Source organism: Methylobacterium sp. J-026 (genome assembly GCF_022829585.1).
In the GTDB taxonomy this organism is placed as follows: Bacteria; Pseudomonadota; Alphaproteobacteria; order Rhizobiales; family Beijerinckiaceae; genus Methylobacterium.
On sequence record NZ_JAKSYC010000037.1, the window covers coordinates 1 to 23,125 of the forward strand.

Sequence of the window (23,125 nt, forward strand, 5' to 3'; positions counted from 1 at the left end):
GCCGACGCCGCACCTCCCTCCCCCCTCTGCGGGGGAGGGTGGCCCTCGCGTGAGCGAGGGTCGGGAGAGGGGAGCCCGGCTTCCAAAGGAGCCAAAGCGAACGTGAAGGCCGAAGCCCGGTCCTGCACCGTCGCTCCCCCCTCCCCCCCTGCTTCGCAGGGTACCCTCCCCCGCAAAGGGGGGAGGGGGAAGGCGGCGCGCCGACCTGCGCTCATCATGGCAACGCTCATCAGTGCCCGCCCTTCGGAAGGCCGGCCATCAGATACCAGCTGATCAGGCCGGCAACGCCGATGAGCATGACGAAGGCGTAGTGGTAGAGGTATCCGGTCTGGAGGCGGACCACCCCGCGGGTCACGTCCACGACACGGGCCGCGATGCCGTTGGGGCCCAGCCCGTCGATGATCCGGCCGTCGCCCTGCTTCCACAGGAACAGGCCGAAATCCTTGGCCGGGCGGACGAAGATCCGATCGTAGATCTCGTCGAAGTACCATTTGTTGAGCAGGAACCGGTACAGCGACGGCTGCTGCGCGGCGAGCGCGCCCGGCAGTTCCGGCCGGCGGATATACATCCAGAACGCCAGGACGAAGCCGAGGATCAGCATGATCAGCGGTGAGTAGGAGACCAGCGCCGGGACCTCGTGGATCTCGTGCATGATGTGGTTGTTCGGCCCGTGCGCCAGGGCGTGGCCCCAGAACGCGTCCATGCCGGAGCCGATGAACCGGTCGTGGAAGATGATCCCGGCGAACAGCGCACCGAAGGCGAGGATCGCCAGCGGGATCGTCATCACCAGCGGGCTCTCGTGGGGCGTATGGTCACCGTGCCCGTGATGGTCGTCGGCGACCACGTCGCTCTTGTGGGCCGGCTCGATATCGTGGCCCTTGTCGTCGTGTGCCGCGCCCTCGGTGTGGCCGGGGGGCCCGTCGGCCTCGTGCGCCATGGTCGAGTGGGCCACCGCGGGGGCGTCTGGGTGGTCGTGCGCCGCGTGCGCACCCCAGCGGGCCGGACCCTCGAAGGTCATGAAGAACAGCCGCCAGGAGTAGAACGAGGTGAAGAACGCCGCCACCACCACGCACAGGAAGGCGAGCGTGTGCCCGGGCCGGGTCGAGGCATAGGCCGCCTCGATGATCGCGTCCTTCGAGTAGTAGCCGGCCGTGTAGGGGAAGCCGATCAGCGCCAGCGACCCGATCGCCATCATGGCGCTGGTGTAGGGGATGTAGCGGCGCAGGCCGCCCATGTTCCGCATGTCCTGCTCGTGGTGCATCGCGTGGATGACCGAGCCGGCGCCCAGGAACAGCAAAGCCTTGAAGAAGGCGTGGGTGAACAGGTGGAACACGCCCGCCGAATAGGCGCCGACGCCGAGCGCCACAAACATGTAGCCGAGCTGCGAGCAGGTCGAGTAGGCGATCACCCGCTTGATGTCGTTCTGCACGAGGCCGATCGTGGCCGCGAAGAAGGACGTGATGCCGCCGATCACCGTGACGACGACGAGCGCGTTCGGCGCCTCCTCGAACAGCGGCGACAGGCGCGCCACCATGAATACGCCCGCGGTCACCATGGTGGCGGCGTGGATCAGCGCCGAGACCGGGGTCGGGCCCTCCATGGCGTCCGGCAGCCACGTGTGCAGCAGGAACTGCGCCGACTTGCCCATGGCGCCCATGAACAGGAGCAGGCAGGCCAGCGTCAGGGCATTCCAGTCGTAGCCGATGAAGTGGAAGCTCAGGGTCTTGATTGCGTCGACCTTGCCGAAGATCGCGTCGAACGCCACGGAGCCGGTCAGCACGAAGACCAGGAAGATGCCGAGCGAGAAGCCGAAATCGCCGACCCGGTTGACGATGAACGCCTTCATGGCGGCGGCGTTGGCCGAGGGCTTCTCGTACCAGAAGCCGATCAGCAGGTAGGAGGCGAGGCCCACGCCCTCCCAGCCGAAGAACATCTGCACGAGGTTGTCGGCCGTCACCAGCATCAGCATGGCGAAGGTGAACAGCGACAGGTAGGCGAAGAACCGCGGCCGGTGCGGATCCTCCTCCATGTAGCCCACGGAGTAGAGGTGCACGAGGGTCGAGACGGTGGTCACCACCACCAGCATGACCCGGGTCAGGGTGTCGACCTTGAAGGCCCAGTCGACCTGAAGGTCGCCGGCCGAGAACCAAGCGGCGACCTGCACCCGCTCGGCATGGCCGCCCTCCAGGAACACGCCCCAGGCGAGCAGGGCCGTGAAGGCCAGGAACGCCGTGGTGATGTACTCGCAGGCCCGGGCCCCGATGTACCGGCCGAACAGGCCGGCGATCAGGAAGCCGATCAGCGGGAAGAAGACGATCGCGTGATACATCGCTCTCTTGCAGTCCGTCCTCCGGGCCGGCCGCTGGGCGGCGGCGTCCGGATGTGAATCGGGGCGCGCGGGGAGGGAGGCCCTAGCCCTTCATCATGCTCACGTCCTCGACCGCGATGGAGCCGCGGTTGCGGAAGAACACCACCAGGATGGCGAGGCCGATCGCCGATTCGGCGGCCGCGACCGTCAGCACGAACAGGGCGAAGACCTGTCCGGTGATGTCGTTCAGCTGCGTCGAGAAGGCGACGAGGTTGATGTTGACCGAGAGCAGGATCAACTCGACCGACATCAGGATGACGATGATGTTCTTGCGGTTGATGAAGATGCCGAGCACGCCGAGCGTGAACAGGATCGCCGCGACGGTGAGATAGTGGCTCAGGCCGATCATCGTTCGAAACTCCCGGCTTTCATCAGACCTCGACGCCCTGGCGCGAGGGCACCTTGCGGGTCTCAACCGCCATCGCCTGGGTGCGGGCGTTCTGGACAGCGATGTCCTGGCGCTTGACGCCCGGCCGGTCGCGCAGGGTCAGCACGATCGCGCCGATCATGGCAACCAGCAGGATCAGGCCGGCGAGCTGGAAGAAATAGGCGTAGTCGGTGTAGAGCACCCGGCCGAGCGCCTGGGCGTTGGTCAGGTTCTCGGCCGAAGCGACGTTGCCGAGCGGCGCCTGGACGAGGCCCGGATCGATGGTCCAGGAGCCCACCACCAGCAGCAGCTCGACCAGGAAGATCGCGCCGATCAGGGCGCCCACCGGCAGGTATTGCTGGAAGCCCTGGCGCAGCTCGGCGAAGTCGACGTCGAGCATCATCACCACGAACAGGAACAGAACCGCCACCGCGCCCACGTAGACGACCACCAGGATCATCGCGAGGAACTCGGCGCCCATCAGGACGAACAGCCCGGCGGCGTTCACGAAGGCGAGAATCAGGAACAGCACCGAGGCGACGGGATTACGCGAGGCGATCACCATGAAGCCCGACGCGACCGTGACGCTCGCGAACAGGTAGAAGAAGGCGGCTGCTGCGGTCATGCGCTGGTCGGGATCGGCCGCCGGAGCGGCCCCTTCTGCCGTGCGTGGAAACGGGCCGCAGCGGGCGGCCCGTCTATAGAACCCGGTCGGCGGGGGCACAACAGCGCCCCCGGCATGGCTCTAGAGCATCGCTCCGGAAAGCGGAACCGCCGCGATGCCCTAGACCCCTGATTCGACATCATCTTTTCCGAAAGCCGGGGCCTGCCTTTCGAGATGATGCGTTAGCGATACGGTGCGTCCATCGCGATGTTGCGGGCGATCTCGCGCTCCCAGCGGTCGCCGTTCAACAGGAGCTTCTGCTTGTCGTAGAGAAGCTCCTCCCGGGTCTCCACCGAGAATTCGAAGTTCGGCCCCTCCACGATGGCGTCCACCGGGCAGGCCTCCTGGCACATGCCGCAGTAGATGCACTTCACCATGTCGATGTCGTACCGAGTCGTCCGGCGGGTGCCGTCGTTGCGGCGCGGACCGGCCTCGATGGTGATGGCCTGGGCCGGGCAGATCGCCTCGCAGAGCTTGCAGGCGATGCACCGCTCCTCGCCGTTCGGATAGCGGCGCAGGGCATGCTCGCCCCGGAAGCGCGGACCGCGGTGCCCCATCTCGAAGGGGTAGTTGATCGTGGCCTTCGGCTTGAAGAAGTAGCGCATGCCGAGGATCATCCCCGACACGAATTCCTTCAGCAGCAGGCTCTTTGCGACCTGATCGAGCTTCATGGCCCGGATCTCCGATTCGGCGGGTGGGCTCAGACGCCCGGCGCGAGGCCGGTCAGCTTGAGCACGAAGGCGACGACCACGACCGAGACCAGCGAAATCGGCAGGAAGACCTTCCAGCCGAGGCGCATGAGCTGATCGTAGCGGTAGCGCGGCACGATGGATTTCACCATCGCGAACAGGAAGAACAGGAAGCTGGCCTTCAGGATGAACCAGATCACGCCCGGCACCCAGGTGAACGGCGCGAACGGGATCGGCGACAGCCAGCCGCCCAGGAACAGCACGGTGCCGAGCGCGCACATGCTCATGATGGCGACGTACTCGCCGAGCATGAACAGCAGATAGGGCGTCGACGAGTATTCGACCATGTAGCCGGCCACCAACTCCGACTCGGCCTCGGGCAGATCGAAGGGCGGGCGGTTGGTCTCGGCGAGCGCCGAGATGAAGAACACCACGAACATCGGGAACAGCCACAGCCAGTACCAGCCGAACAGGCCGAGGCTGGTGTCCTGCGCCATCACGATGCGCGAGAGGTTCAGGGAGCCTGCGCAGAGCAGCACGCAGATGATCACGAAGCCGAGCGAGACCTCGTAGGAGATCATCTGGGCCGCCGAGCGCAGCGCGCCCAGGAAGGCGTATTTCGAGTTCGAGGCCCAGCCGCCCATGATGACGCCGTAGACGCCGAGGCTGGAGATCGCGAAGATGTAGGTGATGCCGACGTTGATGTCGGCGATCGCCCAGCCGTCGGCCAGCGGGATCACCGCCCAGCTCGACAAAGCGAGCATCGCGAAGACCAGCGGCGCCAGCAGGTAGATCGCCTTGTTGGCGCCCGCCGGGATGACCGGCTCCTTCAGCACGAACTTGAGCAGGTCGGCGAAGGACTGGAACAGGCCGAAGGGGCCGACCACGTTGGGGCCGCGCCGGAGCTGAATCGCCGCCCAGATCTTCCGGTCGGCGAGCAGCGCGTAGGCGATGAAGACGAGGAGCGCGGCGAGGAGCACGAAGCTCTTCAGCACGATCAGGAGCACGGTCCCGAGGATTTCGAGCGACGTCATCGGTCTTGGCTCCTACTCGGCCGCCGCCAGGGGGCGCGCCTCGGCGGCGCGCTCCCGGGCCAGCCGCGAGCACTCTGCGAGGATCCGCGAGGCGCGGGCGATCGGGTTGGTGAGGTAGAAGTCGGTGACCGGCGAAGCGAAGGCCGGACCGGTCGCGGTGCCGCCGAGGCCGGCGAGCCGGTCCAGGGCCTCCGCGACATTGCCGGGCTCGACTGCGCCGACCGCCGCGAGATGCGGGTGGGCGGCGTAGAGCGCCCGGCGGAGCGCGGTCAGCGAATCGAAGGGCAGGCGCTGGCCCAGCACGTCCGAGAGGGCGCGCAGGATCGCCCAATCCTCGCGGGCATCGCCCGGCGGGAAGGCGGCGCGGTTGCCCAGCTGGACCCGGCCCTCCGTGTTCACCCAGGTCGCCGACTTCTCGCTGTAGGCGGCGCCCGGCAGGATCACGTCGGCCCGGGAGGCGCCCCGGTCGCCGTGGGTGCCCTGATAGATCATGAAGGCGCCCGGCGGCACGGCGCGCTCGTCGGCCCCGAGGTTGAACAGCACGTCGAGGGCGCCCGGCTCCAGCATCCCCGAGACGGTCAGGCCGCCCTCCCCCGGCACGAAGCCGAGGTCCAGGGCCCCGACCCGGGCCGCCGCCGTGTGCAGCACGCCGAAGCCGTTCCACCCCTCCGAGACCGCGCCGACCGCCTTGGCCAGCGATGCGGCCGCGGCCAGGATGCCGGGCTCGGCGTTGGCGCCGACGATGACGAGCGGCGCCTTGGCCTCCTTGAGCACCTCCAGGAAGCTGTGCTCGCCGCGGGCGAGCGCCGCGAGGGAGTCCGGGCCGGCGCCGATGTAGTGGCTCGGATAGGTCAGATCGACCGGCTCGCCGATGACCCCCACCGCCAGCGGTGCCATGCGCCAGCGCTTGCGGATGCGCACGTTGAGCAGCGAGGCCTCGGTGCGCGGGTTGGCACCGACGATCAGGATCGCGTCCGCGCCCTCGATCCCCGCGATGGTCGGGTTGAAGATATAGGAGGCGCGGCCGAGCGCCGGGTCGAGCCCGGTCTCGGTCTGGCGGCAATCGAGGTTGGGCGTGCCCAGCGCGCGCATCAGTTCGCGCAGCGCAAACATCTCCTCGACCCCGGCGAGGTCGCCGACCACGGCACCGATGCGCTTCGGATCCGTCCCCTTCACCTTGGCGGCGATGGCCTGGAACGCCTCACCCCAGGAGGCCGGGCGCAGGCGGCCGTTCTCGCGCAGGTAGGGCCGGTCCAGGCGCTGCATCCGCAGCCCATCGATGTGATAGCGGGTCTTGTCGGAGATCCACTCCTCGTTGATCTCCTCGCTGACCCGCGGCTCGATCTGCATCACCTCGCGGCCGCGGGTGTCGATGCGGATCGACGAGCCGACCGCATCCATCACGTCGACCGATTCGGTCTTGTTCAGCTCCCAGGACCGCACGTTGTAGCTCTGCGGCCGATGCACCAGGGCCCCCACGGGGCAGAGGTCGGCGACGTTGCCCTGGAGCTCCGAGGCCATCGACTGCTCGAGGTAGCTCGTGATCTCCATGTCCTCGCCGCGGCCGATGGCGCCGAGGTCGGGCACGCCCGCCACCTCGGCGAGGAAGCGCACGCAGCGGGTGCAGTGAATGCAGCGGTTCATCGCGGTCCGCACCAGCGGGCCGATATGCTTCTCCTCGACCGCGCGCTTGTTCTCCTGGTAGCGGGTCGAATCGACCCCGTAGGCCATGGCCTGATCCTGCAGGTCGCAATGGCCGCCCTGGTCGCAGATCGGGCAGTCGAGCGGGTGATTGATCAGGAGGAACTCCATCACCCCTTCCCGGGCCTTCTTGGTCAGGCCGGAGCGGGTCAGCACCTCCGGCGGCTCGCCGTTCGGGCCGGGGCGGCAATCCTTCACCGCGTAGGCGCAGCTCGCCACCGGCTTGGGTGCGCCCTTCAGCTCGACGAGGCACATCCGGCAATTGCCGGCGATCGACAGCCGCTCGTGGAAGCAGAAGCGCGGGATCTCGGCTCCGGCGGCCTCGCAGGCCTGGAGCAGGGTGTATTCGGCCGGAACCTCGACCTCGGTGCCGTCGACGCGGATTTTTGTCATCGCTGCCATCTCAGTGCGGGGCGTCGGCGAGATCGAGGCGCCGCTCGGTCCGCTCGATGCAAAGCTCGACCCTGTCGATCCGCCGCAGGTCCACGAGCATCAGGTTGTCAGGCTGGCTCGTCACGGCCTCACTCCGCGGCCATCGGGATCGGGTCGGAATGCGGGTTGGCCGTGTAGCGATCGATCCGCTTCTCGATCTCGGGGCGGAAGTGCTTGATCAGGCCCTGGATCGGCCAGGCCGCCGCGTCGCCCAGCGCGCAGATCGTGTGTCCCTCGATCTGCTTGGTGACCTCGAACAGCATGTCGATCTCGCGCTTCTGCGCACGGCCCTCGGTCATGCGCTGCATCACCCGCCACATCCAGCCGGTGCCCTCCCGGCAGGGCGTGCACTGGCCGCACGATTCGTGTTTGTAGAAGTACGAGATCCGGGTGATCGCCGCGACGATGTCGGTGGACTTGTCGAGCACGATCACCGCCGCCGTGCCGAGGCCGGAGCCCAGGCCGCGGAGCGTGTCGAAATCCATCTTGGCGTCGATGATCTGGTCGGCCGGCACCAGCGGCACCGACGAGCCGCCCGGGATCGAGCACAGCAGGTTGTCCCAGCCGCCGCGCATGCCGCCGCAATGGCGGTCGATCAGCTCGCGGAAGGTGATGCCCAGCTCCGCCTCGACGTTGCACGGCGTGTTCACGTGCCCCGAGACGCAGAAGAGCTTGGTGCCGGTGTTGTTCTTGCCGCCGAGCCCGGCGAACCACGCGCCGCCCCGGCGCAGGATCGTGCCGGCCACCGCGATCGACTCGACGTTGTTGACCGTCGTGGGGCAGCCGTAGAGACCCATATTGGCCGGGAACGGCGGCTTGAGCCGCGGCATCCCCTTCTTGCCCTCAAGGCTCTCGATCAGCGCCGTCTCTTCGCCGCAGATATAGGCGCCGGCGCCGTGGTGGACGTAGATGTCGAACGGGTAATCGTGCACGTTCGACTGGCCGACGAGGCGAGCCGCATAGGCTTCGTCCACCGCCTTCTGGAGGGCGTGCTTCTCGGCGACGTACTCGCCGCGGATGTAGATGTAGCAGGCATGCGCCGCCATGGCGAAGCAGGCCAGCATGCAGCCCTCGATCAGGAGATGCGGATCGTGCCGCATGATCTCCCGGTCCTTGCAGGTCCCCGGCTCCGACTCGTCGGCGTTGACCACGAGGTAGTGCGGGCGCCCGTCGGACTTCTTGGGCATGAACGACCACTTCAGGCCGGTGGGGAAGCCGGCGCCGCCGCGGCCGCGCAGGCCCGACGCCTTCATCTCCTCGATGATCCAGTCGCGGCCCTGCTCCAGGAGGAACTTGGTCCCGTCCCAGGCGCCGCGCTGCTTGGCGGCTTCCAGGCCCGGCGACTGCAGGCCGTAGAGGTTGGTGAAGATGCGATCCTGATCCGACAGCATGTGCTTCGTCCCTCAGCTGACCGGAGCGTCGGTGATGTCGAGGCGGCGTTCGATCCGGGCGAGCCGCGGATCGCGGGCGCCGAAGGCCTCGTAGAGGTTTCCTACATCGGCCTGAACGGCGTTCATCTGGACCTGCTGCGCCTGCAGACTGATGCGCATGCCTTTCAGCTCACCACGCACGTCCCGTAGCCCCTCATCCAAAGTGCCCAGGCGCATCTGCATTGCCTTCAGTACTTCGTAGATTGGGTCGTTCGACACCTCGGCCATGGCGGTCACGCTCCGGTGCCCGACAGTGCCTTGGCCTGCCCCACCCAATCCTCGCGGTCGATGCGACCCGGGAACGCGAGGTAGGTGCCGACCCAGGTGATTTCGTCGCGGGACCAGGCGGCGATCTGGTCGACATGGTAGATGCCGAGCCCGTTCAGGCGCTGGCTGTTGCCCGGGCCGATCCCCCTGATCCGGGTCAGGTCGTCGGGTTGTCCGGCGCGGGCCGCATCCAGGCCCGGCGGGCGCTTGCCGACCGCGTCGGCCTTCTGCTCGGGGCTCGCATCCTTCGGCAGGCCCGCGAGCGCTCCGGCGACGCGGGCTTCTTCGGCCTCCGCCGCGACTTCGCCCTCGCTAGCGCCGGACGCCTCGGGCTGTTGCGGGACCACGTCACGATCCGGCATGGCCTCATGGCCCTGCTCGCCCGCGGCCGGCTCGCCTTCGGCGACGCGCTTGGCCGGCGAGTCAAGCACGTCCGCGTCGCCTGGACGGGCGGCGCCGTGCTTGGCGGTGGAGCGGCCGCGCTCGGCGGCGTCGGCGCGGTCCTCGGGCTTGACCGGCGTCTCCCCCGCGGCCGCGCGCTGGGCCGGCGCGTCGGACACCGTGCGCTCGACCGGACGGCCGGCATCGGGCCGGGCTGGCTTCGGGTTCTCGGCGGCCTGCTGCGTGGCGGAGGCCGCCTCGCCGGTCCCCCCGGCCGGCTCCTCGGCCTTGCCGGCCTCCTCGAAGCGCTTGCGCCAGGCGCCGATCCGCGATCCGTCGAACAGGGTCGGGTCCGTGAGCGTATCCGCGCCGCCCAGGGGCTCGGAGGAGACGCGCCCGGTCTGTGAGCCGACCTTGACCGGCCGACCGGCCGCCAGATCGTCCATCAGCGTCCCGAGCGATTCGGGGGTGAGGTCCTCGTAATAATCCTGGTTGATCTGCACCATCGGGGCGTTGCAGCAGGCGCCGAGGCACTCGACCTCGAGCCAGGAGAAATGGCCGTCGGCCGAAACGTGGCCCGGCGGTCCGAGCCGCGCCTGGAGCATCTCCTTGAGGCCCCGCGCGCCGCAGGAATCGCACGGCACCGTGCCGCAGACCTGGATCCAGAACCGCCCGACCGGCTCCAGGGCGAACATCGTGTAGAAGGTCGCGACCTCCAGCACGCGGATGTTCGGCATGCCGAGTTCGGCCGCCACCGCCTCGATGGCCGCCCGCGGCAGCCAGCCGCCGTTCTGCTCCTGCGCCTTCCACAGGAGCGAGATCACCGCGGAGGCCTGCCGGCCCTCCGGGTACTTGGCGATCTGGGTCTTCGCCCACTCGGCGTTCTCGGGCGAGAACGCGAAGTTTTGGGGCTGCTCGGAGGCGGGGGCGAGTCTGCGGTTGGCCATCGCTCTAACTTACCGATCCACTTCGCCGAACACGATGTCGAGCGTGCCGAGCACGCACGAGACGTCGGCGAGAAGGTGCCCCCGGCACATCCAGTCCATCGCCTGCAGATGCGCGAAGCCCGGCGCACGGATCTTGCAACGGTACGGCTTGTTGGTCCCGTCGGACACGAGATACACGCCGAACTCGCCCTTGGGCGCCTCCACGGCGGCGTAGACCTCGCCCTCCGGCACGTGGAAGCCCTCGGTGTACAGCTTGAAGTGGTGGATGAGCGCCTCCATCGAGCGCTTCATCTCCCGGCGCGGCGGCGGCGCGAACTTGCCGTCGAGCGCCGCGATCGGGCCCTGCCCGGCCGGCTCGCGCAGCTTGGCGCAGCACTGCTTCATGATCTTGGCCGATTCCCGCATCTCCTCCATGCGGATCACCTGCCGATCGTAGGTATCGCCGTTCCGCCCCACCGGGATGTCGAAGTCCATCTCCTCGTAGCACTCGTAGGGCTGCGCCTTGCGCAGGTCCCACGGGATGCCCGAACCGCGCAGCATCACGCCGGAGAACCCCCACTCCATGCACTCGTCCACCGACACGATGCCGATGTCGACGTTGCGCTGCTTGAAGATGCGGTTGGCCATCACGAGGTCGTCGAGATCCTGGACGACCTGCAGGAACGGGTCGCAGAACGCCTCGATGTCGTCGACCAGCTTCGGCGGCAGGTCCTGGTGGACGCCGCCCGGCCGGAAATAATTGGCGTGGAGCCGGGCGCCGGAGGCCCGCTCGTAGAAGATCATCAGCTTCTCGCGCTCCTCGAAGCCCCAGAGCGGGGGCGTGAGGGCGCCGACATCCATCGCCTGCGTGGTGACGTTGAGCAGGTGCGACAGCAGCCGGCCGATCTCGCAGAACAGCACCCGGATCAGCTGCGCGCGCCGCGGCACCTCGATCCCGGCCAGCTTCTCGATCGCCAGGCAGAAGGCGTGCTCCTGGTTCATCGGCGACACGTAGTCGAGCCGGTCGAAATAGGGCGTCGCCTGCAGGTAGGTCTTGTGCTCGATCAGCTTCTCGGTGCCGCGGTGCAGCAGCCCGATATGCGGATCGACCCGCTCGACCACCTCGCCGTCGAGTTCCAGCACGAGGCGCAGCACCCCGTGCGCCGCCGGGTGCTGCGGGCCGAAATTGATCGCGAAGTTGCGGATGTTGTGCTCTGTCACTGACAGTCTCCGCGGTTCAGGCCGAAGTCTTTTTCTCGTCGCCGGGGAGCACGTAGTCGGTGCCCTCCCACGGAGACAGGAAGTCGAAGTTGCGGAATTCTTGGGTGAGCTGGACGGGCTCGTAGACGACCCGCGCCTGGTCCTGGTCGTAGCGGACCTCGACGAAGCCCGTCAGCGGAAAATCCTTGCGCAGGGGATGCCCCTCGAAGCCGTAATCGGTGAGCAGGCGGCGCAGGTCCGGATGGCCCGAGAACAGGATGCCGTAGAGGTCGTAGGTCTCGCGCTCGTACCAGTTGGCGGCCGGGAACACCTCGATCGCCGAGGGGACGGGCGTCACCTCGTCGGTCTGCACCTTCAGCCGGATGCGCGCGTTGTGGCGCAGCGACAGCAGATGGTAGACCACGTCGAAGCGCTTCTCGCGCTGCGGGTAATCCGCGCCGCAGATGTCGATGAAGCTGCGGAACGCGCAGGCCGGTTCGTCCCGCAGATAGGTCAGCGCGTAGACGATGTCGGAGGCCTGGACCACCAGCGTCAGCTCGCCGAACGCGATGGCATGCGACACCACCGCCGGGCCGAGGGCGCCGACGACGCGCTCGGCCATCGCCGTGAGGGCCGCCTCACCGCTCGCGGGCTGGGTGTGCGACAGGATCGAGATGCCGTTCGTCATGGCCGCCCCTCAGCGCTCGATCGTGCCGGTGCGGCGGATCTTCTTCTGGAGAAGCAGCACGCCGTAGAGCAGCGCCTCGGCGGTGGGCGGGCAGCCGGGCACGTAGATGTCCACCGGCACCACCCGGTCGCAGCCGCGCACCACCGAGTAGGAGTAGTGGTAGTAGCCGCCGCCGTTGGCGCAGGAGCCCATCGAGATGACGTAGCGCGGCTCCGGCATCTGGTCGTAAACCTTGCGCAGCGCCGGGGCCATCTTGTTGGTGAGCGTCCCGGCGACGATCATCACGTCGGACTGGCGCGGCGAGCCCCGGGGCGCGAAGCCGAAGCGCTCGCAATCGTAGCGCGGCATCGACATCTGCATCATCTCGACCGCGCAGCAGGCGAGTCCGAAGGTCATCCACATCAGCGAGCCGGTGCGGGCCCAGTTGATCAGCTCATCCGTGGTGGTGAGCAGGAAGCCGCGGTCAGCGAGCTCGTCGCTGATCGACAGGAAGGTCGGATCGTCCGCACCGATCGGCCGGCCGGTGTTGGGATCGAGGATTCCCTTCGGCTGGGGCGCGACCGCGGGCGCGCGGGACAGGCTTTGGGTCGTGTCGGTGATCAGGGCCATCGGCGACTCGGAATCCGGTGCGGGCGGGGGCTGACGGGACTCAATCCCACTCAAGGGCGCCCTTGCGCCACTCGTAGACGAAACCGACGGTCAGCACGCCCAGGAAGACGATCATCGACCAGAAGCCGAACCAGCCCAGATCACCGAAGGTGATGGCCCAGGGGAACAGGAACGCGACCTCAAGATCGAAGATGATGAACAGGATCGCCACAAGGTAGAAGCGCACGTCGAACTTCATGCGGGCATCGTCGAAGGCGTTGAAGCCGCATTCGTAGGCCGAGAGCTTCTCGGGATCGGGGCTCTTGAAGGCCACGAGGAACGGCACGACCAGTAGCGCCGTGGCGATGAACAGTGCCACGCCGATGAACACGATGAGCGGCAGGTAATCCGCCAACAATCCGGTCATGCCAGGGCCTCGCGAGACGTAGAAAACCGCGGTGCGACGCCGACCCGGATTCGCCCGTGGAATTGTTCTTATGCCAGGATGCGCGCGGCCGGAGGCTTAGTCGACCCGCCGAGCCGTGACAATGGCTTGTCGCGTCGCACAAACCACGCCGTCCGTCACGTCGGGAGATGGGGGCGCCGGGCGCGGCCGCAACACGACGGAAGCGCGCAGGCCCCCGGGGCGGCCCCGCGACGAATCCGACCCGGATGCGCTTGACAGCGCCCGAAGCGGCCCATAAACCCCGCCCCGTCGCCGGGCGAAACGCCCCCTTGAGGCGACCACGCCGTGCGGGCGTAGCTCAGTTGGTTAGAGTGCCGGCCTGTCACGCCGGAGGTCGCGGGTTCGAGCCCCGTCGCCCGCGCCACGTCCTTCCAGATATTCCTCCAGACCTTCTCCGCGATCGAGCCAGGGACCCGTTCCTGTCCGAGGGCAGCCTTGGCATGGGGGAGGGTTTCCAGTCTTTGGCCGGGCCGCCTTCGGCGCGTCGATCCCGGGGCACGCCGACTGAATCCGGTCAGTGACTGCCCGAGCGCGCCGCGGATCGCGGCACGCATGCGCGCTCAGGGCCGCGGGACAGACGCGACCATCTCGATCTCGACCCGTGCCGCGAGCGGCAGTGCCGCCACGCCGATCGTCGTGCGCGCCGGATAGGGTTCGGCGAAATAGTCCGCGTAGACCCGATTCATGGCGGCGAAGTCGGCCATGTCGGTCAGGAACACGGTGCACTTCACCACATCCCCGAAGCCGAGCCCGGCCGCCGTCAAAACCGCGCCGAGGTTTCGGAGGCATTGGTGAACTTGCGCCGCGATCCCACCCTCGACCAGCCGGCCGGTCGCGCCGTCGATCGGCGTCTGGCCGGACAGGTAGACCGTGTCGCCGACGCGGACACCGTGCGCGTAGGGGCCGACCGCTGTCGCGCCCGGAGCGATCACGGGACTTCTGCTCATCTGTGGGATCTCCTTGATGGCGCGTCGGGCTGGGCCCGACGCGCGCCGGCCGTCACGTCACCAACGCCGGATCACCGCCCGGGTGCGCCGCCGCGCGTCACGCCGGCCCACAAGCAGGAGGATCGCATCGCCGGTGCCCGGCACGCCGGCATCCGCCACGTCCTGCGGCGTCAGCCCGATATCCTTCAACTCGCGCTCGGTCAGCGTCGAGAGACGCTGCAGCACGCGCCGGTTCATCGCCCCCCGCGACAGGCCGGCCCGCAGGTCGGCGCCGAACGCGGCGATGGATGCGACCGCCCGGGCGATCCACGGGGTCCGGGCTTCGGTTTCGGCTTCGGCGGTCTCGGTCAGGCAATGGTCCATGGCTCCCCCTCCTCTGTCTCTCCGGGGCCGGGTGACCGTGGAGCGGCAGGGCTGGCGGCGACAGGAACACTTCGGTACGGTTCGAAAGAATTGTCCGGCAGAATGAGCAGTACGGATGTCGCTGGCCGTCAGAGCCCCGGGAACCCGCGTCGAGGCCGTGGCCGGGGAGATCCGCGATCGGATCGCCGCGCGGCGCCTCGTCCCCGGCGTCCGGATCCCGTCGGTGCGGGCCTTCGCGGATGCGATGGGCGTCTCGAAATCCACCGTCGTGGAGGCCTACGAGCGGCTCGCCGCCGAGGGCGCGGTCGTGGCCCGGCCGGGCTCGGGTTTCTACGTCGCCGGCAAGACGCGGCCGCTCTCGCTCCAGGCGATGGGGCCGCAACTCGATCGGATCGTGGATCCGCTCTGGATCACCCGGCAGGCGCAGCAGGCGGGTTCGGACCAGCTCAAGCCCGGGGCGGGCTGGCTGCCCGATTCCTGGATGCCCCACGAGGCGATCCGGCGGGGCCTGCGCCGGGTCGCCAAGGCCGACCGCGCCGAGATGACCGATTACGACCGGCCCCTGGGCTACGAGCCCCTGCGCCACCAGATCGCCCGCAAGGTCGGCGAGAAGGGCGTCGGCGCCGAACCCGACCAGATCGTGCTGGTCGAATCGGCCACGCAGGCGCTGGACCTGGTCTGCCGGTTCCTGCTCCAGCCCGGCGACACCGTGCTGGTGGACGATCCCTGCTACTTCAACTTCCTGGCGCTGCTGCGCGCCCAGCGGGTCGCGGTGGTCGGCGTGCCGATGACCCCGGAGGGGCCGGATCTGCCGGTTCTCGCCGCCCTGCTGGAGCGGCACCGGCCGCGCTTCTACCTAACCAACGCGGCGCTCCAGAACCCGACGGGGATGAGCCTCGCGCCGAAGGTGGCGCACCGGCTGCTGAAGCTGTGCGAGGCCCACGACACCCTGATCGTGGAGGACGAGATCTTCGGCGATCTGGAGCCCGATCCGGCCCCGCGGCTCGCCGGCTTCGACGGGCTGGAGCGGGTGATCCAGATCGGCAGCTTCTCCAAGACCCTGTCGGCGGCCGCGCGCTGCGGCTGGATCGCGCTCCGGGCCGACTGGGTCGAGCCGTTGGTCGATCTCAAGCTGGCGCTCAGCCTCGGCAACGGCCACGTCACGGCGGCCCTGGTGCACAGCCTGATCACCGAGGGCTGCTATCGCCGGCACCTCGCCGAGACCAAGCGGCGGCTCGCCGGCGCCATGGTGCAGGCCTCGGCGGAACTGCGCGCCTGCGGCCTGGAGCCCTGGGCGCAGCCCCGGGGCGGGTTCTTCCTGTGGATGCGTCTGCCGGACGGCCGCGACGGGGCCGCGGTCGCCCGCCGGGCGCTCGCCCGGGGCATGGTGCTGGCCCCGGGGACCTCGTTCAGCCTGTCGGAGGCCTGGAACGGCTACATGCGCTTCAACGTCGCCCATTGTGCGGATCCGCGCATCCGCCCGATCCTGCGGGAGGCGCTCGGCTGAGGCGGGGAGGTCAGGCCGGCAGGACGAGGTCCGCCCGCAGGCCGCCGAGATCTCCGTACCCGAGGGTCAGGCCGCCGCCGTAGAGTTCGGCGAGTTCCAGGGTGATCGGCAGGCCGAAGCCGTGGCCCGGCACGCCCTCGTCCAGGCGCCGGCCGCGCGCCATCACGGCCTCGGCGGCCGCGCCGTCGAGACCCGGCCCGTCGTCCTCGACGCGGATGCGAACCACCCCGTTCCGGGCCAAGGCGGAGACCTGCACCCGCCCCCGGCACCAGCGGCAGGCATTGTCCACGAGGTTGCCGAGCATCTCGTCGAGGTCCTGGCCCTCGCAGGCCACCGACAGGTCGTCCGGTACGGCGAGATCGAGGGCCACGCCCTTCTCGGCGTAGAGGCGCGCCAGGGCGTCGCGCAGGTCCGAGAGCCGCGGGGCCAGGGGCGTGCGGCCCCGGGCCGAGCCGGCGAGCGCCGCCGCCCGGGCCCGGCGCAGGTGATGGCGGACCCGGCGGTCCATATCCTCCACCTGCCGGCGCAGGCCGCCGTCCGGGTCGCGGGCGGGGTCGGCCAGCGCCATCGACAGGGTGGCGAGCGGCGTCTTGAGGGCGTGGGCGAGGTTGGCGACGTGGCCGCGGGCGCGGTCGAGGTTCTGCGCGTTCTGGTCGAGGAGCGCGTTGAGTTCCGCCACCACCGGCGCAATCTCGGCGGGCTGCTCCGCCGGCACCCGCTCGCGCCGGCCGGCCCGCACCGCCGCGAGGTCGGCGCGCAGCCGCTTCAGCGGCGCGAGGCCGAGGCGCACCTGGACGGCCAGGCCGGCGAGCAGGCACAGGCCGAGGATCCCCAGTGCCAAGGCGAGGCTCGTCAGCGCCTCGCGCAGCGGGCCGCGCAACTCCCCCTCCGGGGCCGCCACCACGATCGTCGCGGGCGGGGGCCCGGGCAGGGCGAGCACCCGGGCGACCAGCGGCTCGCCCTGCGGCCCCGTGCCCGAGGCCGGGTGCGGCCGGCCCGGATCGTCCTCGGGCCCCGGATCGGACAGGCGGATGTCCCCGCCCCGCAGCGAGCCGGAGCGGATCGTCTCGGGTCCGCGGTGCACCTCCCAGGCCCAGCCGGGGCCGGGCCGGTCGTAGGGCGGCGCGTCGAGGGTCTGGGGCAGGATCCCGGCCTCGAGCCCGGCCCGGAGGGCGACGATCTGCGCGTCGAGCCGCCCGTCCAGCTGCCCGCGCACGAACCGGTGCAGGATCACCCCGATGGCGAGGCCCGCCACCACCAGGGCCGCCAGGACCAGGATGAGGGCGGCGGCGAGCAGGCGGGCGCGGAGCGAGCGGCGCGGCGTCCCCTCGCCCATCAGGCGGGATCCGCGTGCAGGCGGTAGCCGTGGCCGCGCACGCTCTCGATCCGCGCCGGGGCGATCTTCCGGCGCAGGCGGGTGATGATCACCTCCACGGAGTTCGAATCGACGTCCGCGTCGCCCTCGTAGACCCGCTCGATCAGGTGCGGGCGCGGCACCACCGTCTCGCGGTTGAGCATCAGGCAGGACAAAACCCGCCATTCCAGCCCGGTGAGCTTGAGCGGCAGGCCCTCGTGCTCGAAGGCGCCGAGGCCGGGATCGAAGCTCAGCGGCCCGCAGGCGATCCGGCTGGCGCCGCCGCCCTGCGACCGGCGCACCAAGGCGCGCAGGCGGATCACCAGCTCCTCCACCCGGACTGGCTTGACGAGGTAATCGTCCGCCCCGGCCTTGAAGGCCGCGACCTTGTCGCTCCAGCCGTCCCGGGCGGTGAGCACCAGCACCGGCAGGGTCCGCCCGGCCGCCCGCCAGGCCCGCAGCACCGAGACGCCGTCACCCTTCGGCAGGCCGAGATCGAGCACGACCGCGTCGTAGCCCTCAGTCTCGCCGAGATGCTGGGCGTCCTCGCCGGTGGCGGCGTGGTCGAGCACGAAGTTCTCCCCGCGCAGCACCTTGGCCACCTCGGCGGCGAGCGCCGCGTCGTCCTCCACCAGCAGGATCTTCACCCGTTCCCTCCTCCGGCCCCGGTCTCCGCAGATCGGGCCGTGCCCGGTCCGACAGGCCGTGCCGGACCGGATATTCCGTGTGGCGTCCCGGTGAAATACGCGCCTGAGATCGCCTCTCCGTCAGCACGCGCGCAGCGACGTGACCCAGGGCAGCGCCACGGCCGGCATCGTGGCGCTGCCGGATTGCTTCGGTGCGCGCGCACAGACGGCGGCGTCGAAGCACTGAGCGGGATGCCGCACGATCCCTTTCATCCACCCGGCCCCAAAACCCAATGACCACGGGAATTTAGGGCTGGGTCCTCATGGACTGTGTCAGTTCGATCGCCCGACATCAGCCCGCGTCCTCAAGCCCTTGAGACCGCACGGGTTCCCCGCGACGCCGCTCTACGGCGACGGGTTTAACCGGACCTGAACCACCCGGTTCAGACCGGATTGGAGCCGCCTCCTTACGAAGGGGCCACGGATCGAACGGATCCGGACCCATCGAGAGGACGAGAGATGAGCGACGAGACAACCATCGACGGCACCGCCCGGGAGATCCGCGGGCCCGCCGCCGGTACCGAACCCCGCGGCCGGAGCGCGATCCCCCGGCGGACCTGGGTGGTGGGCGCCGTCGCGGCGCCCCTGGTGCTCGGCGCCATGGGCCTGTCCCTGGCGCAGGGGACGACCTTCCAGCCGACACCCGTGGAACCGGTGGCGATCCAGGCGCTGGCCCCCTCCGGAGCCATTGCCGTCAAGGGCGCAGTCGCCGAGATCTTCGGCAACAAGTTCGTGGTCCAGGACGGGACCGGCCGGGCGCTGGTCGAGACCGGCCGTGCCGGCGAGGGCGGCGGCCTCGTCGCCAAGGGCGAGGCCGTGACCGTTCAGGGCCGGTTCGAGCAGGGCTTCCTGCACGCCAGCGTCCTCACCCACGGCGACGGGCGCAAGGTCCTGCTCGGTCCGGCCGGCGGGCCGCCGACGGGCAGCCTCGACTGGGCCAAGGATCGGATCGGCCTCGGGCCGAAACCCGATGTCGCCGCCCTGACGGCCACGGTGCAGGCGGCCGGCTACAGCGACGTGCGCGTCACCGGCCGCGGCCCGCGCCACCTGGAGGTCGCCGCCAAGGACCGGGACGGGGGCGAGCACCAGCTCCATGTCGGCTTCGACGGACAGGTCCGCGAGCGGCCGGTCCCGGGCGCGCGGCCCTGAGCCCTGGGCCGGTTGCAGGGGATCGATGCAACCGTTTTCCCCCTGCCGCGTCCTCCTGTCTCTCACCCGGACAGGAGGCGCTCCGTGGAACCGATGAAGCCGATGGAACCGATGAAGCCCATGGAACCCATGAAGCCGATGAAGGGCATGGAGCCGTTCTGGCCCAAGGATCTCGGCGATCCGTCGACCAGCGGCTCCCAGAACGGGATGAAATACGCCTTCTTTCCGGACAAGCACCGCCTGGTGATCGAGCGCGACGGGCAGCTCTCGACCTACGACAGCGGCGACCATCGGATCGGCGGCGTCGCCCAGGCCGACGGGGCCACGAAGTCGCTGACCTTCACCAGCCAGAACGGCGACGTCGACCTCGGATCCCTGAAGAAGCTCGACTGAGCCCGGCGTGGACAGGCCGGGGCGGCGCGCTTAAGCCCGGCCCGGCCATGCGAGACGCCCCGCCGACCCCGCCGACGCCATGCGCGCGCTGATCGACCTCGTCCGCGCCCTGCGGGCGCCCGACCGGCGGCGCCTCGCGCTGATCGCCCTCGGCCTCGCCGGGGCGGCCCTGCTGGAGGTGGTGGGCGTCGCCTCGGTGATCCCATTCCTGACGCTGGTCGGCGACCCCGCGGCGGCGGCCCGCATCCCCTACCTCGCCCAGGCCCGGTCCGTCCTCGGCCTGACCGATGAGCGCGGCTTCCTGCTGGTGACCGGCGGCGCGGCGCTGGCGGCGATCCTGGTGACCGCGCTGGCCAATGCCGGGCTGACCTACGCGCAACTCCGGTTCACGCATCTGGCGGGCTACGGCTTCAGCCGGCGCCTGCTGTTCCGCTACCTCGACCGGGAGCGGCTGTTCTTCGCGCAGGCCAACAGCGCCGAACTCGCCAAGAACGTGCTGTCCGAGACCGACCGGCTGGTGGTCGGCGCCCTGACGCCTGCCACCGTGCTGGCCTCCCGGGCGAGCTCTGCGCTCGCGGTGATCGCCTTCCTGCTGGCCTACGCGCCGCAGCTCGCGCTGATCCTCGGCGGCGGCTTCGGGGGGCTCTATGTCGGGATCTATCTCGTGATGCGCGCCCGGCTCGCCCGGCTGGGTAGCCGGTCGGTGGCCGACAACGAGGCGCGCTTTCGGATCGTGCAGGAGACCTTCGGGGCGCTTACCGAGCTCAAGCTCTACGGCCGGGCGGAGGCCTTCGCGGCCCGGTTCGACGCCCCGGCCCGCGCCTACGCCCTCGCCACCGCGGCGAGCCTGCTCACCGGCCAGATGCCGCGCTTCGTCATCGAGGCGCTGGCCTTCGGCGGGGTGATCGTGGTGGTGCTGTTCGCCCTGGCTCAGGGCCTGGAGGTGGCCGGGATCCTGCCGCTGCTCGGCCTGTTCGCCTTCGCGGGCTACCGGATGCTGCCGGCCTTCCAGAACATCTTCACCTCGGTGGCGCTGCTGCGCTTCACCCTGCCGGCGGTGCGGGTGATCGTCGACGAACTCGCCGACGAGCGGGCGCCCCCGCCCCGCACCGCGGAGCGGCTGCCGTTCTCCCGGGAGATCCGGCTCGAAGGGATCGGCTTCGATTACGGCACCGGCCGGCCGGCGCTCGCCGGCATCGACCTGACGATCCCGGTCAACACCACGATCGGCCTCGCCGGGCGGACCGGCTCGGGCAAGTCGACGCTGGCCGGCCTGCTCCTCGGGGTGCTGAGCCCGGGCGCCGGGCGGATCACCATCGACGGGCGCCCCCTCGATCCCGGCACCCTGCCCGCGTGGCAGAACCGCATCGGCTACGTGCCGCAGGACGTGTTCCTGGTGGACGGCACGGTCGCCGAGAACATCGCGCTGGGCCTCGACACGCCGGATCCCGCCGCCGTCGAGCGGGCGGCGCGGCTGGCGGGCGCCCACGACTTCGTCTCGGCCCTGCCGCATGGCTACGGGGAGCGGGTCGGCGAGCGCGGGGCCCGGCTCTCGGGCGGCCAGCGCCAGCGCATCGGCATCGCCCGGGCGCTCTACCACGACCCCGACGTGATCGTGTTCGACGAGGCGACCTCCGCCCTCGATGAGGAGACGCAAGGGGCGGTGATGCGGGCGCTGCGGGCGCTCTCGGGGCGGCGGACGCTGATCCTGATCGCCCACCGCCTCTCGACCCTCGAGGGCGCCGACGCGGTCCACGTGCTGGAGGCGGGGCGGCTCGTGGCCTCGGGGGCGCCCGGGACAGTGCTGCCGGGGCTCGGCACGGCGGCGTGAGGAGGACCGTCCCGGTCGACACCCCTTGCGCGGCCGCCCGCTTCCGTTACCTCGCCTGCTGCGACAGATGACCGGGAGACCACCGTGACGACGCGCATCGCGCTGACCGCAGCGGACGGCACCACCGCCGCGCTCGCCACCCACGGCGCCGAGCCCGTCTCCTGGCGGGTCGGCGGGACCGAGTATCTCTGGAGCGGCGACCCGGCGCACTGGAACCGCCACGCGCCCTGGCTCTTCCCGGTGGTCGGCGCCTCGGCCGGCGGTCAGGTGACGGTCGGGTCCGAGAGCTACCCGATGGGCCAGCACGGCTTCGCCCGGGACCTGCCCTTCACGGTGCTGGACCGGAGCGCGGAGGCGGTGACCCTGCGCCTGACCGACGGACCCGAGACCCGGGTGCACTACCCCTTCGCCTTCCGGTTGGATGTGGCCGCCCGGGTGCGCCCGGCGGGTCTCGATCTGGACGTGACCGTCACCAATCCCGGCGATGTCCCCCTGCCCTACGCGCTGGGCTTCCATCCGGCCTTCCCCTGGCCCTTCGCGGGCGGCGAGCGGGCCCGCGACGGCGGCTACGCGGTGGCGTTCGAGCACCCGGAGCGGCCCTTCGCCCCGCAGGTCGGTCCCGGCGGGCTGCTGCTGCGCGACGAACAGCCGATCCCCCTCGCGGGCGCGGCGCTGCCCCTCGATCCGGCGCTCTTCACCGAGGCCTTCGTGCTCCGGAATGCGAAGAGCCGCTGGATGCGCTTCGCCGGACCCGGACGGGCGATCCGCATGGCGATGGCGGATTTTCCCCATCTCGCCGTCTGGACCAAGCCCACGGCGCCGTTCCTCTCCCTCGAATGCTGGACCGGCTACGCCGACTGGGCGGATTTTTCCGGCACCCTCGCCGAGCGCGATTCGCAGCGCCTGCTCGCCCCGGGCGCCACGGCACGCCACGGCGTCCGACTGACCCTGGAAGGCTAGGGCATGCGCGTCTGGGTGGCGCGGCCCGAGCCCGGGGCGGCCCGGACCGGCGCGGCGCTGACGGCGCGGGGCCACGTTCCGCTGGTGGCCCCGGTCCTGGTGGTGCGGCCGACCGGGGCGCCGCCGCCGGACGGGACGTTCGACGCCCTGCTGCTGACCAGCGCCAACGCGGTACCGATGCTGCGGGACGCCGCGGTCCCGCGGGGCCTGCCGGTCTTCGCGGTGGGCCCCCGGACGGCCGCGCTGGCGGGGCGTGCCGGCCTCGGCCTCGTGCGGGAGGGGCCGGGGGATGCCGGCGGCCTCGCCGCCCTGGTGGCCGGCACGCTCGCGCCGGGGGCGCGCCTGCTCCACGCGGCCGGGGCCGAGCGCAAGCCCGAGCCGGGGGCGACGCTGGCGGCGGCGGGCTTCCGGGTCGCGACCTATGTGGCCTATACGGCGGAGGCTTTGCGCAGCCTGCCGGATTCCGTCGGCAGTGCCTTGGGCGGCGGCGCCCTCGACGCCGCCCTCCATTATTCCCGGCGCAGCGCCGCGGTCGCCCTCGCGTTGGCGGAAGGCGCGGGCCTGGGCGGAGCTTTCCGCCGGTTGAGGCATTACTGCCTGTCGGCGGATGTCGCCGCACCCCTGGAAGCGGCAGGTGTTCCGGTCCATTTCGTCGCGGTGCGTCCGCGGGACGTGGACCTGCTGGATGCTCTCACGCCCACGCCCGGCTAGGCGTGCGGTGACAGGGAGGCCCG

General features: G+C 70.3%; 23 protein-coding genes and 1 tRNA gene. 7 read left to right on the forward strand and 17 right to left on the reverse strand.

The annotated features are described in order from the left end of the window. Positions 1-229: 229 nt before the first annotated feature. The 13 genes from nuoL to MKK69_RS02245 all read right to left on the reverse strand — a co-directional run bounded on the left by nuoL (position 230) and on the right by MKK69_RS02245 (position 13,162). Positions 230-2,329 (reverse strand): NADH-quinone oxidoreductase subunit L, encoded by a 2,100-nt coding sequence (gene nuoL, locus MKK69_RS02185; RefSeq protein WP_243965088.1) that lies wholly within the window; start codon positions 2,327-2,329, stop codon positions 230-232. 82 nt (positions 2,330-2,411) lie between these two features. After that, on the reverse strand, positions 2,412-2,717 hold the full coding sequence (gene nuoK / locus MKK69_RS02190; RefSeq protein ID WP_010686008.1) for an NADH-quinone oxidoreductase subunit NuoK: 306 nt from the start codon (positions 2,715-2,717) through the stop codon (positions 2,412-2,414). A 22-nt stretch (positions 2,718-2,739) separates the two neighbouring features. Next, positions 2,740-3,360, reverse strand: coding sequence for an NADH-quinone oxidoreductase subunit J (locus MKK69_RS02195; RefSeq protein WP_243965090.1), 621 nt, complete (start codon positions 3,358-3,360; stop codon positions 2,740-2,742). A gap of 221 nt (positions 3,361-3,581) precedes the next feature. After that, positions 3,582-4,070, reverse strand: a complete 489-nt coding sequence (nuoI, locus tag MKK69_RS02200) for an NADH-quinone oxidoreductase subunit NuoI (RefSeq protein ID WP_007560744.1) — start codon at positions 4,068-4,070, stop codon at positions 3,582-3,584. Positions 4,071-4,099: 29 nt separating this feature from the next. After that, positions 4,100-5,122, reverse strand: a complete 1,023-nt coding sequence (gene nuoH / locus MKK69_RS02205) for an NADH-quinone oxidoreductase subunit NuoH (protein WP_243965091.1) — start codon at positions 5,120-5,122, stop codon at positions 4,100-4,102. A 12-nt stretch (positions 5,123-5,134) separates the two neighbouring features. Further along, the gene (nuoG, locus tag MKK69_RS02210) at positions 5,135-7,216 is read right to left on the reverse strand and encodes an NADH-quinone oxidoreductase subunit NuoG (RefSeq protein WP_243965093.1); all 2,082 of its coding nucleotides are present in this window, start codon (positions 7,214-7,216) and stop codon (positions 5,135-5,137) included. 128 nt (positions 7,217-7,344) lie between these two features. Continuing rightward, entirely contained in the window at positions 7,345-8,646 is a 1,302-nt protein-coding gene (gene nuoF / locus MKK69_RS02215) for an NADH-quinone oxidoreductase subunit NuoF (protein WP_243965095.1), read from the reverse strand. Between the two features lie 12 nt (positions 8,647-8,658). Further along, the gene (locus MKK69_RS02220; protein ID WP_243965097.1) at positions 8,659-8,913 is read right to left on the reverse strand and encodes a hypothetical protein; all 255 of its coding nucleotides are present in this window, start codon (positions 8,911-8,913) and stop codon (positions 8,659-8,661) included. Between the two features lie 5 nt (positions 8,914-8,918). Then, positions 8,919-10,280, reverse strand: coding sequence for an NADH-quinone oxidoreductase subunit NuoE (nuoE, locus tag MKK69_RS02225; protein ID WP_243965098.1), 1,362 nt, complete (start codon positions 10,278-10,280; stop codon positions 8,919-8,921). A gap of 9 nt (positions 10,281-10,289) precedes the next feature. Beyond that, the gene (locus tag MKK69_RS02230; RefSeq protein WP_243965101.1) at positions 10,290-11,480 is read right to left on the reverse strand and encodes an NADH-quinone oxidoreductase subunit D; all 1,191 of its coding nucleotides are present in this window, start codon (positions 11,478-11,480) and stop codon (positions 10,290-10,292) included. Between the two features lie 16 nt (positions 11,481-11,496). Then, positions 11,497-12,147: an NADH-quinone oxidoreductase subunit C gene (locus MKK69_RS02235; RefSeq protein ID WP_243965103.1), complete on the reverse strand. Its 651-nt coding sequence runs from the start codon at positions 12,145-12,147 to the stop codon at positions 11,497-11,499. 9 nt (positions 12,148-12,156) lie between these two features. Continuing rightward, a complete protein-coding gene (locus MKK69_RS02240) occupies positions 12,157-12,756 on the reverse strand; it encodes a NuoB/complex I 20 kDa subunit family protein (RefSeq protein WP_243965105.1) in 600 nt (199 codons plus the stop codon). Between the two features lie 40 nt (positions 12,757-12,796). Beyond that, on the reverse strand, positions 12,797-13,162 hold the full coding sequence (locus MKK69_RS02245; protein WP_007560754.1) for an NADH-quinone oxidoreductase subunit A: 366 nt from the start codon (positions 13,160-13,162) through the stop codon (positions 12,797-12,799). 326 nt (positions 13,163-13,488) lie between these two features. Between MKK69_RS02245 and MKK69_RS02250 the strand changes: the two genes are divergently transcribed. After that, positions 13,489-13,565: transfer RNA gene (locus MKK69_RS02250), tRNA-Asp, on the forward strand. Positions 13,566-13,761: 196 nt separating this feature from the next. On the opposite strand, the gene MKK69_RS02255 is transcribed toward MKK69_RS02250, so the two are convergent. Both MKK69_RS02255 and MKK69_RS02260 read right to left on the reverse strand, forming a co-directional pair. Continuing rightward, positions 13,762-14,148, reverse strand: a complete 387-nt coding sequence (locus MKK69_RS02255; RefSeq protein WP_243965107.1) for a RidA family protein — start codon at positions 14,146-14,148, stop codon at positions 13,762-13,764. Positions 14,149-14,205: 57 nt separating this feature from the next. Then, the gene (locus tag MKK69_RS02260) at positions 14,206-14,511 is read right to left on the reverse strand and encodes a DUF1127 domain-containing protein (protein WP_243965108.1); all 306 of its coding nucleotides are present in this window, start codon (positions 14,509-14,511) and stop codon (positions 14,206-14,208) included. Between the two features lie 115 nt (positions 14,512-14,626). Between MKK69_RS02260 and MKK69_RS02265 the strand changes: the two genes are divergently transcribed. After that, positions 14,627-16,018, forward strand: coding sequence for a PLP-dependent aminotransferase family protein (locus MKK69_RS02265; RefSeq protein WP_243965110.1), 1,392 nt, complete (start codon positions 14,627-14,629; stop codon positions 16,016-16,018). A gap of 10 nt (positions 16,019-16,028) precedes the next feature. On the opposite strand, the gene MKK69_RS02270 is transcribed toward MKK69_RS02265, so the two are convergent. Together MKK69_RS02270 and MKK69_RS02275 are read right to left on the reverse strand one after the other, a co-directional pair. Then, on the reverse strand, positions 16,029-17,354 hold the full coding sequence (locus MKK69_RS02270) for a sensor histidine kinase (RefSeq protein ID WP_243965111.1): 1,326 nt from the start codon (positions 17,352-17,354) through the stop codon (positions 16,029-16,031). Then, positions 17,354-18,019, reverse strand: a complete 666-nt coding sequence (locus tag MKK69_RS02275) for a response regulator transcription factor (RefSeq protein WP_243965113.1) — start codon at positions 18,017-18,019, stop codon at positions 17,354-17,356. The genes MKK69_RS02270 and MKK69_RS02275 overlap by 1 nt, the downstream gene beginning before the upstream one ends. Before the next feature lie 498 nt (positions 18,020-18,517). Here MKK69_RS02275 and MKK69_RS02280 point away from each other — a divergent pair, with 498 nt between their 5' ends. The 5 genes from MKK69_RS02280 to MKK69_RS02300 all read left to right on the forward strand — a co-directional run bounded on the left by MKK69_RS02280 (position 18,518) and on the right by MKK69_RS02300 (position 23,102). Then, positions 18,518-19,207: a DNA-binding protein gene (locus MKK69_RS02280; RefSeq protein WP_243965114.1), complete on the forward strand. Its 690-nt coding sequence runs from the start codon at positions 18,518-18,520 to the stop codon at positions 19,205-19,207. 93 nt (positions 19,208-19,300) lie between these two features. Continuing rightward, the gene (locus MKK69_RS02285; protein WP_279598133.1) at positions 19,301-19,600 is read left to right on the forward strand and encodes a hypothetical protein; all 300 of its coding nucleotides are present in this window, start codon (positions 19,301-19,303) and stop codon (positions 19,598-19,600) included. A gap of 79 nt (positions 19,601-19,679) precedes the next feature. Next, a complete protein-coding gene (locus tag MKK69_RS02290; RefSeq protein ID WP_243965117.1) occupies positions 19,680-21,431 on the forward strand; it encodes an ABC transporter ATP-binding protein in 1,752 nt (583 codons plus the stop codon). Positions 21,432-21,515: 84 nt separating this feature from the next. Next, positions 21,516-22,391 carry an aldose 1-epimerase family protein gene (locus MKK69_RS02295; protein WP_243965119.1) on the forward strand — a complete coding sequence of 292 codons (876 nt, stop codon included), beginning with the start codon at positions 21,516-21,518 and terminating at the stop codon, positions 22,389-22,391. A 3-nt stretch (positions 22,392-22,394) separates the two neighbouring features. Continuing rightward, positions 22,395-23,102, forward strand: a complete 708-nt coding sequence (locus tag MKK69_RS02300) for a uroporphyrinogen-III synthase (RefSeq protein WP_243965121.1) — start codon at positions 22,395-22,397, stop codon at positions 23,100-23,102. The last annotated feature ends 23 nt before the right edge of the window (positions 23,103-23,125 follow it).

Excerpts from the sequence above, each read along its gene's own strand:
- nuoL (WP_243965088.1), bottom strand. The coding sequence starts at position 2,329 with ATGTATCACGCGATCGTCTTCTTCCCGCTGATCGGCTTCCTGATCGCC.
- nuoK (WP_010686008.1), bottom strand. The coding sequence starts at position 2,717 with ATGATCGGCCTGAGCCACTATCTCACCGTCGCGGCGATCCTGTTCACG.
- MKK69_RS02195 (WP_243965090.1), bottom strand. The coding sequence starts at position 3,360 with ATGACCGCAGCAGCCGCCTTCTTCTACCTGTTCGCGAGCGTCACGGTC.
- nuoI (WP_007560744.1), bottom strand. The coding sequence starts at position 4,070 with ATGAAGCTCGATCAGGTCGCAAAGAGCCTGCTGCTGAAGGAATTCGTG.
- nuoH (WP_243965091.1), bottom strand. The coding sequence starts at position 5,122 with ATGACGTCGCTCGAAATCCTCGGGACCGTGCTCCTGATCGTGCTGAAG.
- nuoG (WP_243965093.1), bottom strand. The coding sequence starts at position 7,216 with ATGACAAAAATCCGCGTCGACGGCACCGAGGTCGAGGTTCCGGCCGAA.
- nuoF (WP_243965095.1), bottom strand. The coding sequence starts at position 8,646 with ATGCTGTCGGATCAGGATCGCATCTTCACCAACCTCTACGGCCTGCAG.
- MKK69_RS02220 (WP_243965097.1), bottom strand. The coding sequence starts at position 8,913 with ATGGCCGAGGTGTCGAACGACCCAATCTACGAAGTACTGAAGGCAATG.
- nuoE (WP_243965098.1), bottom strand. The coding sequence starts at position 10,280 with ATGGCCAACCGCAGACTCGCCCCCGCCTCCGAGCAGCCCCAAAACTTC.
- MKK69_RS02235 (WP_243965103.1), bottom strand. The coding sequence starts at position 12,147 with ATGACGAACGGCATCTCGATCCTGTCGCACACCCAGCCCGCGAGCGGT.
- MKK69_RS02240 (WP_243965105.1), bottom strand. The coding sequence starts at position 12,756 with ATGGCCCTGATCACCGACACGACCCAAAGCCTGTCCCGCGCGCCCGCG.
- MKK69_RS02245 (WP_007560754.1), bottom strand. The coding sequence starts at position 13,162 with ATGACCGGATTGTTGGCGGATTACCTGCCGCTCATCGTGTTCATCGGC.
- MKK69_RS02255 (WP_243965107.1), bottom strand. The coding sequence starts at position 14,148 with ATGAGCAGAAGTCCCGTGATCGCTCCGGGCGCGACAGCGGTCGGCCCC.
- MKK69_RS02260 (WP_243965108.1), bottom strand. The coding sequence starts at position 14,511 with ATGGACCATTGCCTGACCGAGACCGCCGAAGCCGAAACCGAAGCCCGG.
- MKK69_RS02265 (WP_243965110.1), top strand. The coding sequence starts at position 14,627 with ATGTCGCTGGCCGTCAGAGCCCCGGGAACCCGCGTCGAGGCCGTGGCC.
- MKK69_RS02270 (WP_243965111.1), bottom strand. The coding sequence starts at position 17,354 with ATGGGCGAGGGGACGCCGCGCCGCTCGCTCCGCGCCCGCCTGCTCGCC.
- MKK69_RS02280 (WP_243965114.1), top strand. The coding sequence starts at position 18,518 with ATGAGCGACGAGACAACCATCGACGGCACCGCCCGGGAGATCCGCGGG.
- MKK69_RS02285 (WP_279598133.1), top strand. The coding sequence starts at position 19,301 with ATGAAGCCGATGGAACCGATGAAGCCCATGGAACCCATGAAGCCGATG.
- MKK69_RS02290 (WP_243965117.1), top strand. The coding sequence starts at position 19,680 with ATGCGCGCGCTGATCGACCTCGTCCGCGCCCTGCGGGCGCCCGACCGG.
- MKK69_RS02300 (WP_243965121.1), top strand. The coding sequence starts at position 22,395 with ATGCGCGTCTGGGTGGCGCGGCCCGAGCCCGGGGCGGCCCGGACCGGC.